This is a genomic window from Bifidobacterium leontopitheci (genome assembly GCF_009193355.1).
Classification (GTDB): Bacteria; Actinomycetota; Actinomycetes; order Actinomycetales; family Bifidobacteriaceae; genus Bifidobacterium; species Bifidobacterium leontopitheci.
Map to the genome: position 1 here is coordinate 128,868 of NZ_WBVT01000001.1, position 14,550 is coordinate 143,417.

The 14,550-nt window shown below is 65.6% G+C and carries 13 protein-coding genes; 9 read left to right on the plus strand and 4 right to left on the minus strand.

Features of this window, described 5'->3' with window-relative positions; all coding sequences use genetic code 11:
- The first annotated feature begins 499 nt into the window (after window positions 1-499).
- From F7D09_RS00550 to F7D09_RS00585, 8 genes are all read left to right on the plus strand, one after another.
- Window positions 500-1,057, plus strand: a complete 558-nt coding sequence (locus F7D09_RS00550; RefSeq protein WP_152233489.1) for a YbaK/EbsC family protein — start codon at window positions 500-502, stop codon at window positions 1,055-1,057.
- 76 nt (window positions 1,058-1,133) lie between these two features.
- Complete coding sequence (locus F7D09_RS00555; RefSeq protein WP_152233490.1) at window positions 1,134-1,934, plus strand: amino acid ABC transporter ATP-binding protein; 801 nt, start codon at window positions 1,134-1,136, stop codon at window positions 1,932-1,934.
- 24 nt (window positions 1,935-1,958) lie between these two features.
- Entirely contained in the window at window positions 1,959-2,792 is an 834-nt protein-coding gene (locus F7D09_RS00560; RefSeq protein WP_152233491.1) for a glutamate ABC transporter substrate-binding protein, read from the plus strand.
- Between the two features lies 1 nt (window position 2,793).
- Complete coding sequence (locus F7D09_RS00565; protein ID WP_152233492.1) at window positions 2,794-3,471, plus strand: amino acid ABC transporter permease; 678 nt, start codon at window positions 2,794-2,796, stop codon at window positions 3,469-3,471.
- A 7-nt stretch (window positions 3,472-3,478) separates the two neighbouring features.
- Window positions 3,479-4,732, plus strand: a complete 1,254-nt coding sequence (locus F7D09_RS00570; RefSeq protein WP_226835788.1) for an amino acid ABC transporter permease — start codon at window positions 3,479-3,481, stop codon at window positions 4,730-4,732.
- A 140-nt stretch (window positions 4,733-4,872) separates the two neighbouring features.
- On the plus strand, window positions 4,873-5,412 hold the full coding sequence (locus F7D09_RS00575) for a hypothetical protein (protein WP_152233493.1): 540 nt from the start codon (window positions 4,873-4,875) through the stop codon (window positions 5,410-5,412).
- The gene (locus tag F7D09_RS00580) at window positions 5,412-8,219 is read left to right on the plus strand and encodes a hypothetical protein (RefSeq protein ID WP_152233494.1); all 2,808 of its coding nucleotides are present in this window, start codon (window positions 5,412-5,414) and stop codon (window positions 8,217-8,219) included. The genes F7D09_RS00575 and F7D09_RS00580 overlap by 1 nt, the downstream gene beginning before the upstream one ends.
- The gene (locus F7D09_RS00585; protein WP_152233495.1) at window positions 8,216-8,935 is read left to right on the plus strand and encodes a hypothetical protein; all 720 of its coding nucleotides are present in this window, start codon (window positions 8,216-8,218) and stop codon (window positions 8,933-8,935) included. Before F7D09_RS00580 ends, F7D09_RS00585 begins: the two co-directional genes overlap by 4 nt.
- A gap of 414 nt (window positions 8,936-9,349) precedes the next feature.
- Here the strand turns inward: F7D09_RS00585 and F7D09_RS00590 are convergent, their stop codons facing one another.
- The 4 genes from F7D09_RS00590 to F7D09_RS00605 form a co-directional block, all read right to left on the minus strand.
- Complete coding sequence (locus F7D09_RS00590) at window positions 9,350-10,570, minus strand: caspase family protein (protein WP_152233496.1); 1,221 nt, start codon at window positions 10,568-10,570, stop codon at window positions 9,350-9,352.
- A 111-nt stretch (window positions 10,571-10,681) separates the two neighbouring features.
- Window positions 10,682-11,872, minus strand: a complete 1,191-nt coding sequence (locus F7D09_RS00595; RefSeq protein WP_152233497.1) for a zinc-ribbon domain-containing protein — start codon at window positions 11,870-11,872, stop codon at window positions 10,682-10,684.
- A 170-nt stretch (window positions 11,873-12,042) separates the two neighbouring features.
- On the minus strand, window positions 12,043-12,618 hold the full coding sequence (locus tag F7D09_RS00600; protein WP_152233498.1) for a hypothetical protein: 576 nt from the start codon (window positions 12,616-12,618) through the stop codon (window positions 12,043-12,045).
- Window positions 12,619-12,681: 63 nt separating this feature from the next.
- The gene (locus F7D09_RS00605; protein ID WP_152233499.1) at window positions 12,682-13,005 is read right to left on the minus strand and encodes a cytochrome c-type biogenesis protein; all 324 of its coding nucleotides are present in this window, start codon (window positions 13,003-13,005) and stop codon (window positions 12,682-12,684) included.
- Window positions 13,006-13,352: 347 nt separating this feature from the next.
- Between F7D09_RS00605 and F7D09_RS00610 the strand changes: the two genes are divergently transcribed.
- The gene (locus F7D09_RS00610) at window positions 13,353-14,489 is read left to right on the plus strand and encodes a hypothetical protein (protein WP_152233500.1); all 1,137 of its coding nucleotides are present in this window, start codon (window positions 13,353-13,355) and stop codon (window positions 14,487-14,489) included.
- Window positions 14,490-14,550 lie beyond the last annotated feature (61 nt).

A 14,550-nucleotide genomic window follows, 5' to 3' on the forward strand; every position in this document is an offset into this window, starting at 1 on the left:
TACGGCAGGTCCTTCACCTCGCCTATCAAATCCGTCGCGTCGCATGCCAGCCATCGTATCGCACGACAGTCATCGTATCGCACGACAGTCATCATATCGCATGCTAGCCGTCGTATCGCATGCTAGCCGTCGTATCAGCCCGTCTGCAGACCGGCCTCTCCGTCACAGCGGGTACCTGCACGTTGTGACGCTGCTTGAGAATCGTTGGGATTGCTTGGGTTCATGCATGGCGTCACAGCGGGTAGGTACCCGCTGTGACAGGGAAGGGGAGTGAGTGGGGCGGCAGGTGACGGTGGTTGCAGTGGTGGCGGTGACAGTGGCGACGCTGGGCGACTGGGCGACGCTGGGCGACTGTGCGACGCTGGGCGGCGATAGCGGCCGATAAGGAACGCCTATAAGGGCGCGGCGTGGCGGCGTGCGGGCGGCCGGTACGCTGGTGACGACATCGGCCGGACGACATCGACCGGCTGCATGACATCGACGTGGGGGAGGCAATCATATGACATTGGAGATATTGGATTGGCATGACGGCGACCTGCTGGCGAAACCCGTCTTCGACCGGCTCAACGCGCTGGTGGACGCCGGCGTGCCGGACAGCAGGATCCTCGGCGTGACCATCAACTCGGACGAGGAGTCCGACACCGACCTGTGGTGCCCGCGGCACGGCATCCCGTTCGCCATCACCGGCAACGTGGTGATCGTGCACACGCACAAGACGCGCAACGCGCCGCCGCAGTTCGCCGCCGCCCTGGTCACGGGCGACACGCGCGCCGACCTCAACGGCCGCGTCAAGCACACGCTCGAGGTGAGCAAGGTGAGTTTCGCGCCGGTCGAGGCCGCGGTCGAGGCCACCGGCATGGAGTCCGGCGGCATGTCGCCGATCGGCCTGCCCGACGGCTGGCCGCTGCTCGTCGACCAGCATATCCTCGCCCTGCCGAAACTGTACATCGGCTCGGGCATCCGCCCGTCGAAACTGGTCGTGGACGGTTCGATCCTCGCCGACCTGCCGAACGTGACGTTCGTCGCCGGGCTCGGCAAGCCGCGCCAGCTGCCGTGATACGAATGTCCGCAATGTGGACGTGATATGGACGTCAGGTAGCGAGACGGTAACAAACCGCCGATATACTGGCCGGATGGAAGAAAAGAAAGAAGCATCAATTCCCAAGACCCCGCTGGTGCCGGGCACCGACACCGCGGCACATCCGCTCGTCGAGCTCACGCATGTCGAGAAGCATTTCGGCGCGCTCCACGTCCTCAAGGACATCAACCTGACCGTCAACAAAGGCGAGGTGCTCGTCGTCGTCGGCCCGTCCGGCTCCGGCAAGTCCACCATGTGCCGAACGATCAACCGCCTCGAGACCATCGACTCGGGCGACATCCGCATCGACGGCAAGACCCTGCCGCAGGAGGGCCGCGAGCTCGCGAACCTGAGGGCCGAGGTCGGCATGGTGTTCCAGTCGTTCAACCTGTTCGCCAACAAGACCATCCTCGAGAACGTGACGCTCGCGCCGATCAAGGTGCGCCACATGGACAAGACCGATGCCGAGCGCCTCGCCATGGACCTGCTCGCCCGCGTCGGCGTCGACTCGCAGGCCGCCAAGATGCCCTCGCAGCTGTCCGGCGGCCAGCAGCAGCGCGTCGCCATCGCACGCGCGCTCGCCATGAAGCCGAAGGTCATGCTCTTCGACGAGCCGACCTCCGCGCTCGACCCCGAAATGGTCAACGAGGTGCTTGACGTCATGGTCGAGCTTGCGCATGAGGGCATGACGATGATCTGCGTCACCCACGAGATGGGCTTCGCGCGCAAGGCAGCCGACCGCATCGTCTTCATGGCGGACGGCCGGATCCTCGAGCAGAGCACGCCCGACGAGTTCTTCGAGCATCCCAAGACCGAGCGCGCCAAGGACTTCCTCTCGAAGATCCTCACCCACTGAGCGACGCGAAGCAAAGGGGTTGATATGTTCACCAAGAGATTCAAACGCGCCGGTGGGCGCATCCTCGCCGTCGTCTGCGCACTCGCCTGCACCCTCTCGCTGGCCGCATGCGGCGAAAGCGAGGAGGGCAAGATCCGCATCGGCATCAAATTCGACCAGCCGGGCCTCGGCTTCAAGAAGTCCGGCACCTACGTCGGCTTCGACGTGGACGTGGCCAAGTACATCGCCAAGAAGCTCGGCTACACGGAGGACGAGATCGTCTGGAAGGAGGCGCCCTCCAAGCAGCGCGAGGCCATGCTACAGAACGGCGACGTCGACATGATCCTCGCCACCTACTCGATCACCGACGAGCGCAAGAAGGCCGTCTCGTTCGCCGGACCCTATTTCGTCGCCGGCCAGGACCTGCTCGTGCGCAAGGACGAGAAGTCCATCAACGGCCCCGAGGACCTCAACGGCAAGCGGCTGTGCTCCGTGACCGGATCCACCTCCGCCGCCACCGTCAAGGCCAAGTTCGCCTCCGAAGTGCAGCTCATGGAGCAGCCCGGCTACGCCGAATGCGCGACCGCGCTGTTCTCCGGCATCGTCGACGCGGTCACCACCGACGACATCATCCTGGCAGGTTTGGCGTCCGCCTCGCGCGGCAAGCTGCGCGTCGTCGGCAAGCCGTTCACGCAGGAATACTACGGCGTCGGCATCAAGAAGGGCGACACCAAGCTCGCCGCGAAGATCAACAACGCCATCGCCGACATGATCCAGGACGGGTCATGGAAGCGCGCCGTGACCGACAACACGAAGGGCACATCCTACATGCCCAACGCCAAGTACAACCCGCCCACGCCGGACGAAGGGGAGGAGTGACATGAACGGGTTCATCCAGCTGTTCACCGAATACAACATCCCCGCCGCGTTCCTCGTCAACATCGAGCTGACCCTCTGGTCGGCACTGTTCTCGCTGATCCTCGGCGTCGTGCTCGTCATGATGCGCATCTCGCCGATCTCCTCGCTGCGCGCGGTGGCCGGCGCCTACGTCGAACTGTTCAAGAACCTGCCGCTGACCATCATCATGGTGTTCATGGTGCTCGGCGCCTACGCGCAGCTCAAGCTCAGCTTCTCCGACACGTTCGCCACGAACTTCTTCTGGCTGGCGGTCACCGGCCTGAGCCTGTACACCGCCGCGTTCGTGTGCGAGTCGCTGCGAAGCGGCATCAACACCGTGCCGCTCGGCCAGGCCGAAGCCGCACGCGCGCTCGGCCTGAGCTTCATGCAGTCCGCCACGCAGATCATCCTGCCGCAGGCGTTCCGTGGCTCCGTGGCCCCGCTCGGCAACACGCTCATCGCGCTGCTCAAGAACTCCACCGTGGCCGCCGCCGCATCCGTGGCGACCGAGACGTCATCGCTGATGAGCGAGATGATCGAATTCCACGCCGACGTGATCATCCAGATCTTCCTGATCTTCGCGTTCGGCTACGTGATCCTCATCATCCCGATCGGCATGCTCACCACGTACCTGTCCAACAAGCTCGCCGTCAGGAGGTGACCCGGCAATGGCAGACAATTCGCAATCCGTACTGTTCGACGCGCCCGGCCCCAAGGGTCGGCGCACCATCCGCATCGTCAACTGGATCGCCGCGCTGGTCTTCATCGGCGTGCTCGTGCTCATCCTGCTGCGCCTGCACAACCCGCCGGACGGCGAGGACCAGCTCAGCTGGGAGCTGTGGAAGCCCGCGCTCGACCAGGAGGCGTGGACCGACTTCTACCTGCCCGGCCTGTGGATGACCATCAAGGCGTCGGCGCTCGCCGTCGTCGGCGCCGTCCTGTTCGGCCTCGTGTTCGGCGTCGGCCGTCTGCTGCCGAACGCGCTGGTGCGCGGCGTCTCCGCCGTGATCGTCGAGTTCTGCCGCGCGGTGCCCGTGCTGCTGCTCATGATCTTCTTCTGGCGCTGGTTCGCGTTCGCCGGCCTGTCCGACCCGTCCTATTGGGCGGTCGTGCTCGCGCTGGTGCTGTACAACGGCTCCGTCGTGGCCGAGCTGGTGCGTTCGGGCGTGGGCAACCTGCCGAACGGCCAGCGTGAGGCGTCGCTCGCCCTCGGCCTGACCGAGACGCAGTCGCTCATCCAGATCGAGGTGCCGCAGGCCGTGTACGCCATGCTGCCGGCGGCCGTCACCCAGCTGGTCGTCGTGCTCAAGGACACGGCGCTCGGCTCGATCATCATGTACACGGACCTGCTGCAGGAGTCGCGCCGACTCGGCTCCATGTACTTCAACATCCTGCAGACGCTGGTCGTCGCCGCGGTCGTGTACTTCATCGTCTGCTGGCTGCTCTCCAGACTCGCCGAATGGCTGCCCGAACGCATGCAGCAGCGCACCGCCGCCCCGGCCGAGCCGGAGCCGGTCGCGCCGATCGCCATCATGGACCCGTCGAACGTCAACCAGATCGCCGTGGCCAAGGAGGTCGAGGAGCTGCCGCTCGGCGGCGCGCCGCGCAAGTACCACGTGCACCACCGCGGCACGAACGCGTCGATCCGCAACTGGCGCCACACCCGTTACGTGCAGGGATACGACGAGACGCACCCCGAATCGCAGGTCGACCCGGAGACGGGCCGGCCGTTCAGCGAGGAGGAGGCCGCGCGCAAGGCAAAGGCGGCGAAGCTGAAGGCCGCGAAGGCCGCGCACGACGGCGAGACGGGCGAACACCATGACCAGTACGGTCATGGCGAAAAGCACGATCGCGCCGTGTTCAAGCCGCACAACGACATCGGCAAGGGGCATACGAACCTCGGCGGCAAGCCGAAGATCTGAGCCTCGGCGGCCTGCTGCGGCCGCGTGACGCCGACCATCGTGATCGACTCCCCATGTTCTCCCATTCCGGCGCTAAGGAATGGGAGAACACGGGGAGTTTCCATATCGGCCGGACGTACGACCGGATGTACACTGAAGGCATGATTGTCGCAGTAACAGGCCATCAGCGCATCCCCGCGCAGGCCATGCCGTATGTGCGGCGCGGCGTGCGGGACTACCTCGCGTCGCGCCTCGTCTCGTCGGCGGCACTGCAAAGCGCGGCGGCCGTCGCGTTCGGCGGTGGCGCGTCCGGTGCGGTCTCTTCGGGGGCCACGCTCGTCAGCTGTCTCGCCGTCGGAGCCGACCAGCTGACCGCCGACATCGCGTTGCGGCTCGGCTACGACCTCACCGCGATGATTCCGGCTCGCGGCTATGAGACGACCTTCGACGAGGTCGGGCTCTACGAGTATCAGCGTCTCGTCAGGCAGGCCAGCCGCACGGTCACGCTCGACTTCGACCACCCATGCGGCGAGGCGTATATGGCCGCAGGACTGCGTCTGCTCGACGCCTGCGACGAGCTGCTCGCCGTCTGGGACGGCTACCCGTCGGCCGGGCTCGGCGGCACCGGCGACGTCGTGACGTACGCCCGTCACGCCGGCATCCCCGTACATGTGGTATGGCCTGCCGGGGTGAGGCACTGATGGCGGCGGCATCGCAGCGCTCTGCCGCGCCTGCCGCATCCCCGTGGAAGCGGCCGTCCACGGACGACCGTAGCAGGCGGCTGTCTGACGCATGGTATCCCGGCGAATGGCTGGAGCCGGTCGAGCCGGATATCGTCAAACCCTTCCTCGAGCGGTACATGATCGGCATGTCGGAACGCATGGCCGCATACCTGCGTGCGCAGGGCGCCTCGCTGGACGACGGTCCGGACGCCGGTCCAGGCACGTCCCGCGGCGTCGACTTTCTGAACCTGTGCCTGATCGTCGACCAGGAGCATACGTTCCCGATCGGCGAGCGCAACCTCGCCGACGGCACGTACGAGCCGGACGAGGAGACGACCATGTATGCGGCGATGATGCTGCAGCGTGAGTTTGACCGGTTCATCGATTTCGTCGCCGGGCTCGACCCGCGCATCGACCGGCGCGGCTTCGTCGCCGCGCTGAACGAGGCCTACGGGTTCGCGGGGGACATCGACTCCGACGCGTTCCTGTCCGCGCTCGCCTCACGTGCGGCCGGGCAGATGGCGAGGGAGCGGCTGCGACAGTGGGCGGGCGGCGTCACATGCGGCGACCGACTGTCTGCGCCGTGCGGTGCCGGAGACGACGCGGCTGGGGAAGGCTCGGCTGGGAACAGCGCGACCGGAGACGACGCGGCTGGGGACGACGGTAGCGGAGACGATGCCGGATGGCAGGACGCATGGGAGGCCGTTGCGCTCCGATACGCCGGCGCATGGGGGCTGGCCGGCGGCGCCGTCTCCGGCCGTGCGGCGTCCACGGTTCGCGGCAGAAGATCGTCCTGCAGGTCCGGCATGCCGGCGGCGCTCGAGCGGGCGCGGACCCATTGGGTGAAGTGCGTGAGCGGGACGAAACGGCACACGCCGCGTCTGCGGCGCGATGTGGAACTGTGGTGCATCTGGCACGCGGTGCTGGAGACCGTGTGGCATGCGGACGAGCAGGCCTACGACGCGCGGTGGGGGCGCACGCCGCAGTCAGAGCGTGACTCGAGACGGTTCGACGGGCTTGCGCCGTGGACGGCTGCGTCCGGCGTTGCGGATGGTACCGGTTCCGGCACGTCGGCGAATGCCGGCGACGGTGGCGTTTCGGACGGTGGCGTTGCTGTCGATGGCGCTGCTCTAGGGGATGCCGGCTCTGATGACGTGCCGGACGGTACCTCATGGAACACGCTGATGGGTCGCATGACCGTCACGCATATGCGCGTGTCGCGCGGCTACGCCCGTTGGTGCGACATGATGCCGCAGGAGCGTGACGTGGCGCAGATCAGGCTCGCGGCGCGCGCCATCGCCGACGATGCCGCGTTTCTCGGCCGCGTGCTGTTCGCCGTATGCAACGCCCTGACGCGCGGCGGCGAGACGCCACGCAATGCCGGCGAGGCCATGCGCATGATGCTTGCCTACGCCTGCATCGGCAAGACGGTCCGCATGGGCGGCGGTTCGACTCCAGCCGGCGGGGAAGCCGGCGAGTACGTCTACGTCGGCCTGCGCAACGCGATCCTCGGATACGGCGGCTATCAGGGCGTGCGGCGTACGCTCGCGGCGGACGAATACCGCGACTATGTCACGCTCGTCTCCGGCGGTGCCGCGGACGGTCCGTCATATGGGGACATGGCCGAGGCGGCGGACGATGATACCGATGACATCGGCGGGGCGGCACGGTCGGTGGCGTCATCGGTGGCGTCATCGTCGGCGCAGGATTCACGCCGCCGCAGCGTATGGGTGTTCCCCGGCATGGCCGACCGGTACGAGTCCGTCAAGGACGAAATGACCTCGCGCGCCGCGCAGGCCACGTTCGGCGCGTCCGGGGTCCCGGGCGTGCCCGGCGACGATGATGGCGAGCCCGAAGCCGGCATCATGCCCGAATCCTGGTGGCGGTTCCACCGCGTGGCCGACCAGGCCGTCAGCCGTTGGATCGGCGGCGAGACCATACACGCCGAAGCGGTCGACGGGCACGGGCACACGCTCGCCTACCGGTCCACGAACCCGATCGCAGCGTATCAGGACGTCAACGCATGGCGTCTCGGCGAAGCGCTCGAACGGTATGAGGGCGAAAGCGGCTGGGGCAGCGGAGGCCGTCTCGCCGACCTGTATCGCGACCGCGGGCACCTGAGCAAAGGCGGCGGCAAGGCGTCGGACCGGTCCATCCGCGACTATGCGGTCAGCGCGCGCGGTGTCGGCGACGCCGTGCAGTATCTGGCCGCGGTCGCCGGACTGGGCATGATGCTCGGCTCCAGCGACTCGGTTGAGATGTTCGTCCGTCTCATCGACCTGTGCGACGCGCGCGGCGGCGAGACGTTCCGCAAGGCCTGCTGGACGCTGATCCGCGTGGCCAAGGCGAAACGGCTGCGGCTCACCGTGCCGAGCGCCCACGGCAGACGCATCGGCATCAGACTGCTCGCATGGACGCTGGCGGATCCGGAACGTCTCGCCGAAGCGGCAAAGGAGTTCAAGATCGTCAACCTTGCGCGTGCGCTTGGTGAAGGAACGGCGACCATTGAAAACTGGCGTGACGTCGCGCGTATGATTGACGCCGCCGAACACACCGTGCGCGGCACAATGCTCGCCGCGTTCGCGAAACTGCGCGCCGGCGACCGACGATGGGCACAAATCCGCGTCATGCCGGCCGAATGCGTCGGGTCGCTGATCGACGGCGGGGACGAAGGCGTGTGCGCATGGCACACGGCCGCCGCCTCGACTGCATCGGCTGACCGTGCCGTGGACGGTGCCGCGAACGGCGGCGACGGTACGGCGCGGCAGACAAGGAGGACACGATGAGCGACATCTACAAGCCGTCTTCGGCCGGTGGATCCCGCGACGGTTCCGGCCCAGCGTCGCCATGGTCTGACGGTCGGCGACGTCCCTTCACGCCACGCGAGGTGATCGCGGGCGTCACCGGCGGCTTCGATCAGGAGCTCGCCGGCAAGATGCTCGCTGACGATGTCGCACTCGCCTACGTGAACCGGTATCTGACCAGGTACCGGGCGCTCGCCGGACACCTGCCGTACCCATACGAGAGCCGCATCGAACGCGAATGCAACGAGCCCACGGAAGATGGCGACGCCGACCTCAAGGTCGCGCTCGCCATCGGCTACGGCGTGCCCGACAGCATGTTCGATGAGCTGCAGCAGGAACTGGACGATTGGGACGGCGCCGTCACCATGGGGGCCATGGAGTTCGACGCCGAGCTCGCCTCGCTGCTTGAGCCGGTGCTGCTCGGCGACGAGACGGGGGAGCGGCCGGCCGTCGGCGAACACTGGGATGTGGAGTTCTCCTCGCAGCGTTGTCGGGTGCGGGTGCGGCGCGATACTGCCGACGACACGCTTACGGTCGCCGTCGACATGCCCGAACGTGATGGTTTGCACCGGCTGACGTTGCGGTTCGCGGACGGTAGCGACCTGACGCTCGACATCGACGTCAAACGCGGCTCATGGCGCCGCGGCGGCATCGACGCCGGCGGCACCGGCCTCCCCACCGCCTGCACCCTGTCCTAATCGACCGACCGTACTGTAACGGCTGCTACGAGTACGGTCGGTTGAACAATAATGACCGACCGTACCCGAATGGGCTGTTACGGGTACGGTTCGTCGGGAAAAACCGACCGACCGTACTCGAATGGGTTGCTCCGAGTACGCTCCGTCAGGAAAAACCGACCGACCGTACTCGGAGGAGCGGCTACGAGTACGGTCGGTTGTCTCGGCCCCCTCGGTGGAGGGCCGAGCCGTATAGCAAACAGCGGAGCTGTTTGTAGGCGAGGTGCGAGCGACAGCGAGCCAGTATTGAGTCGGCCGTAGGCCGTCCGTAATTGCAGGACGCTGTCGCGGCCGGCGGCCGTGACTGGGGGAGCGCCACCCGCGACGAACAATAAACGTCAGTCGCCGGCCATCAGACACGTATCCACCACCGCGCTACCGTTTATGCTGGATATCCCAATACAGCCGTCCCAGATCGGTGAGCCGCACATACCCCTGCCGTCCGGTCGGCTCCTGCCGGTCCGCATCCCACTCAGCCAGGCAAGCCCAGAACAGGTCCGCCGGATGCTCCGAACCGTCCCCATCGCGAATGAACGCCTCCAGCAGTTTCGCGTTACGCAGATGCTTGAACAGTTCCATGTCGCGCTGCAGGCCATCCAGCTCATCCCATGTCTCGCTGCCGAACCTCATCACGCCCTCGCGTGCGGTCGGCGACTCATGTTCGGGATGCACAGCGACCGCGGCCTCCTTGGTTGGGAATCCCGTGAACGCAGTCAACGGCACACCGTCGAACTCGCGCACGGCCCCTCGCCGGCGACGTGACATCGGCCCCGCAGTCTGCATGCCGTCCGGCGCGATGCGAGCCAGCTCCTCCTCGGTGATCTGCCGGCTCGCGTTCACCTGGCGCAGCACCGTCGTCGCTTCGCTCCACGTGCGCAGCACCGGCTGCTGACCGTCCTCGCCGAGGTTGAGCAGCGCGCATACGGTGGAGTGCAACGACAGTGGTGTGATCACGCCCTGCACGTCCGCCGCACTGCCCTGCAGGGCCGCCATGAGCGCGCTGGTGTACAGCAGGTGCGTACCGAACAGGGATTGGGAGGCCGTATGCTCATCCGTGCTGGCGAGCACGGTCGTGTTGCGCGGCCACTCCATCGCCGCCGCCACGCCCGCGTGACAGCAGTCGAGGATGATCGTGATGCTGCCCGCCTGCGACGAGAACGCGGCTTCACGGATCGCGCTCACGCGAATGCCACGGCGATGGGCGTCATCGCTGTCATCGGCCGTTTCGATGTTGCCGTTCGCCGGCTCGTCGTCCGCGGTGAGCAGCAGCAGGTCGGCGCCATCGTCGACCGGTATCGCATGACCGGTGAAATAGAACAGCGCGTCGCCCCGCCGCACCATACGGAACAGGTCACGCATGCGGTCGGTGAGCGCGTCCGCGGTCATTTCAGGATCGGCGGCGTCGAACGGATCCGGGCAGGCGTATACCGTGCCGCCCAGCAGACGGAAGTTCGGCTGCGGCGTACGCGGACTGTTCTCGCGCAGCACCTCGGCGAACGCGTGCGCGTCCGTGCAGCAGCAGGACGGCTGCCGCTTTGCGTACGCGGCGCTCGCATACCGCCCGACACCGATGAACAAAGCCAGCCGTTGCGCCATCGTGACCTCCTCGCTGTACCGCAAAACCCGACAACACGTGTTGATGGGTATAGTTCCATCCTAATACCGTGTCGCGTGCCATCGGGGTTCGGCAATGCGTATGTGCGTCACTTACTGCAGCTTCGCACCGCACTGCGGGCAGAAATTGATGCCGGGGCGCAGCTTCGTACCGCATTGCGTGCAGAACTGCAGCATGTTCGGCGCAGGCGAAGCAGGGAGCGGAACGGCCGGAGCGATGGTGGGAGCCGTGCCTTGCGTGGGATTCGGCATCGGGACAGGCGCGGCGGTCGGCAACGGAACAGGTGCGTGACCCGGAGTCGGTGCCGTCGAGGCAGGTTCAGTCGTGTCATGTGCCGTCGGAGCCGGCACGGCAGTCACCGGAGCCGGCACGGCAGTCACCGGAGTCGGCACGGCAGTCACCGGAGTCGGCGCGGTGGTCGCCGAAGCGGCGGGGATGGGTACGGCCGGTGTGGCTTGCGTCGCCGCCGCGGTGCTCAAGGTGCCGGCCGGTATGTCGGACTTGCCGAAGATGCGCTTGACGTTGCCGGTGCCGGGATCCAGCCACAGGTCGTTGTACAGCAGATACACTCGGCCCGAAAGCCAGCGAGCCTGCCGGCAGATTGCCGACTGGTACGCGTCGCTGATCGGCGCATCCGGATACCTGGACAGGTTGCCGGGCGTCAGCAGCCACTCGTACGAGAAACCGGCGATGGTGTACGGCAGGTGCAGGATGTCGTCAAGGAACCCGTCTTTGGGCTTGTAGGTGCCGTGCAGTTCCTCGTATCGGTCGCGGAAGAACCGGTACATGGCATCATCGTTGGTGAGCATCGTGGCGGCGGTGGTGACGCTGCGGTCATACGCTGCGCCCAGCGCCGCGAGCAGACCGATTGCCGAGATGACCGCGACCAGCAGCCAGCCGATGAATCCGGGCAGGTTCTGCGCACGCAGGTCGCCGAGTTCCTTGTTGAGCTGGTCGGCGGACATGTAGCCGTACATCTCCCATACGTCGCCGGTGCCATAGTCCGTGTACCTGTCCGGCTGGAGGATGGACCCTGCCGTATAGCCATAGTAGGATCCGGCCGGCTTGAGCCCGTAGTAGAGCGCTGCGATGATGCCGATCACGGGGATGACGGCCGCGGCGAACTTCCACCGTTCCTCGAACAGCGCCGCCATCGCCATCGGTACGAATTTGCACTGCGAAATGTTCCATGCGTCCGGGGTGACCGGTGGAGTGACTTTCATATGGTTTTCGGCAAGCGCGGATTCCGCGCCGTCGTTCGATGTTGACGTGCCATTCGTCATGATGATTCCTTACCGTGTCGTCGTGTCGTCGTGTGGTGACGTTCGCCCGAAGTGCTGATGTCGGTGAGGCGTTGGCGTCGGCTACGGTGTCGTAGACGACGCCAACGCCGTTCAGCCGATCTGCGGGTCGGGCAGGTCGCCGTTGGGCATGCCGGTCAGGTGATCTCCGGTCACGGCCTCGGCGGCAGCGGAACGGCGGGTGCTGTGCCGGAGCCTGCGGCCGGCGCCGGCGTGGTCGTGGCTGCAGCGGCTGCGGTGTTCGCCGCAGCCGCCTTCTGCCGGGCGTTCCGGTTCGCCTGTTCGACCACGTCCTCGACCCACGACTTGAGCGTCTTCATCTCATCGATGTTGCGCACCACGTCGTCCACGGTCGTCCAGTTGATGAAGCCGAACTCCGCCCGGTGGAACTGCTGGTTGAGCACCAGATACGCGGTGAACTCGCTGCCGCCCACGGTGCGCAGGTGGATCGCATGGTAGGCCCACTGGATGCCGTTGGGCTGATCCTTCGTCACTTCCAGCTTGTCGTCGAACGGCGAGACGTTCAGCAGCGGCCGGATGTCGGACCAGTCGGCGGTGCACGGGTAGCGGAACTCGCGCCCGGTGATCTCCTGCTGCTCCCGGTACGTCTTGCGGTTGAACACGTTGCGGTTCATCGCCGCGTCGGCCTTGTTCTCAAGCCATTGCCACACCACGGCGATGGCGACGATCGCGGCGAAGAACAGTATGCCGAGAATCGTGTTGTCCATGATGACGCTCCTTTGTTCCGGATGGTTCCGTGTGCTGATGCGTTGAAGCGGTGTGCCGTCCGCTCACAGTCTGGATTCGCGGTCCCGGCGCCGGGCCTCGGCAAGCTCCTCGCGCAGCTGCGCGATCTTCTGATGCCGCTTCTCCTCCTCGCTTTTCGCGGTGACCAGGAAGATGACGCCGCACAGCAAGGCGATCGGCCCGGCAATCCACGCCCACACGTAGATGGTGTTGAACGGCGGCTGATACATGATGAAGGCGAACAGCGTCAACGCTGCGCCGACGCCAAGGGCGGCGAACGCGGTCTTGTACGAGTTCGACTTCTCCTGCTCGTCGAGTTCCTTCTGGATGGTGCTGATGCCGCGCACCGGCTTGTTCTCGTCAGTCATGATGTACTCCTTCTCGTTCGGTGTCAGGGTTCCGGCGATTGCCGTCGCCCGGGACATGTCGCGACTTCGCGTGGTTCGGATATGAAAAAACGGGCGGATTCGGGATATCACGTCGAATCCGTTCGCGACATATTCGATGGGGGGAATAAGAGAGAAGGCCAATGCCTTGAAACATCTCTCACTGTATCGCACTGCGCTCATTGCGGCAAGCTCTCTGCGGATGCCATACCGACAATGACTGCATGGTTTTCATATCCCCTTTCGCCGGTTCGCCGGCATATCTCCGGTGTCGCGGAATGCAACAGCGTCCGCGCATATGCGACACGAAACACGAAGAAAGAAGGCACATGATGTCACGTATCAGCAAAGCCATGGCCGTGGTCGCCTGCCTGGCCGCCGTCACGTCGCTGACGGCATGCGGCCCGATTGGCGGAGGCCCGAACGCAGTCGGCTCCGATTCGGCGGCGCAGTCCGCTGACATGAAGAATCGCCGTGAGCTGTGGAGCCGTGCAGTCGGCGGCGCGGACCTGGCATACCGGGATCTCGGCAACGCCATCGATGACGCCGGCAACGCACTCGATGGCGTACCCGAAAACTCGAATGACGATGATGTGGTCTCCCTGCGCTCGGTGCTGTCCGGCGCGAAGCAGCTCTATGATGAGACGACGATCGACGATACCGAACCGAAAACCGCCGATGGCTACAGGACGGCCACCAGCAAACTCAACGATCAGGAGAGGGAGCTGAGCAACAAGACCGAAGCGTTGTCCTCCGCGGTCTCCACTTACGAGAAAGCCGTCGAAGCACGCAAGACCGGTCTGCGCTATTCGATCCTCACCAACGAAGGGTATTCGTACGATGTTTCGGTGAGCGGCCTGGGGGTAACCACGCACCCCGATTCCACGCAAGGCCAGCCGGGCACCGCCAAGATGATCTATATGCTCAAGCCGTCGGTCGCGGCGTCCGTCACCAATACGACGTCCGGCAAGCAGGCTCCCACCAGCTGGGGAGGCGGAGGCCTGTTCGGCAGCGGCGACAGCAGCGTCTTCGGCACGGTGTATCCGGTGTATACACAGAACGTGTGCACGTTCCTTGTCGGCGACTATGACATATGCCACCAGTACTCCATTGACGGCAAAACCTATTGGACCGGTGGCCTCACCGTACCGATCGCCTTGCCGGCGGACGGGACGTTCGATGTGGGAGAGACCAGGGACGTGGAGTTCCAGCTCCCGGATGACTCGTCGGATTGGACCTTCGACAACTTCGGCATCACCGGCGCGTCCAACTACTATTTCAAGCAGGATTCCCTTGATACGGTCAGCGGCATCCTTTCGCAGCCGGCAGGATGGGTGGCCACGACGCCGATCGGAAACTACTGGCGGGATTACGGGTATGGCGAGGGCGGCTACAAGGCGGGTGACGGCAAGCTTGCCGAAATAGACGGGGACACCTATCTGCTCGCCAAGACAGAAGGCATCTGACCGACAGGACGGATGCCGAGTCCCATCACCGGCCGCGCACCCGGTGTCTGGCCGTCGCCGG

What these genes read in the sequence shown, in the direction of transcription:
- F7D09_RS00550 (WP_152233489.1), top strand. Translation starts at nt 500, where the DNA reads ATGACATTGGAGATATTGGATTGGCATGACGGCGACCTGCTGGCGAAA.
- F7D09_RS00555 (WP_152233490.1), top strand. Translation starts at nt 1,134, where the DNA reads ATGGAAGAAAAGAAAGAAGCATCAATTCCCAAGACCCCGCTGGTGCCG.
- F7D09_RS00560 (WP_152233491.1), top strand. Translation starts at nt 1,959, where the DNA reads ATGTTCACCAAGAGATTCAAACGCGCCGGTGGGCGCATCCTCGCCGTC.
- F7D09_RS00565 (WP_152233492.1), top strand. Translation starts at nt 2,794, where the DNA reads ATGAACGGGTTCATCCAGCTGTTCACCGAATACAACATCCCCGCCGCG.
- F7D09_RS00570 (WP_226835788.1), top strand. Translation starts at nt 3,479, where the DNA reads ATGGCAGACAATTCGCAATCCGTACTGTTCGACGCGCCCGGCCCCAAG.
- F7D09_RS00575 (WP_152233493.1), top strand. Translation starts at nt 4,873, where the DNA reads ATGATTGTCGCAGTAACAGGCCATCAGCGCATCCCCGCGCAGGCCATG.
- F7D09_RS00580 (WP_152233494.1), top strand. Translation starts at nt 5,412, where the DNA reads ATGGCGGCGGCATCGCAGCGCTCTGCCGCGCCTGCCGCATCCCCGTGG.
- F7D09_RS00585 (WP_152233495.1), top strand. Translation starts at nt 8,216, where the DNA reads ATGAGCGACATCTACAAGCCGTCTTCGGCCGGTGGATCCCGCGACGGT.
- F7D09_RS00590 (WP_152233496.1), bottom strand. Translation starts at nt 10,570, where the DNA reads ATGGCGCAACGGCTGGCTTTGTTCATCGGTGTCGGGCGGTATGCGAGC.
- F7D09_RS00595 (WP_152233497.1), bottom strand. Translation starts at nt 11,872, where the DNA reads ATGACGAATGGCACGTCAACATCGAACGACGGCGCGGAATCCGCGCTT.
- F7D09_RS00600 (WP_152233498.1), bottom strand. Translation starts at nt 12,618, where the DNA reads ATGGACAACACGATTCTCGGCATACTGTTCTTCGCCGCGATCGTCGCC.
- F7D09_RS00605 (WP_152233499.1), bottom strand. Translation starts at nt 13,005, where the DNA reads ATGACTGACGAGAACAAGCCGGTGCGCGGCATCAGCACCATCCAGAAG.
- F7D09_RS00610 (WP_152233500.1), top strand. Translation starts at nt 13,353, where the DNA reads ATGATGTCACGTATCAGCAAAGCCATGGCCGTGGTCGCCTGCCTGGCC.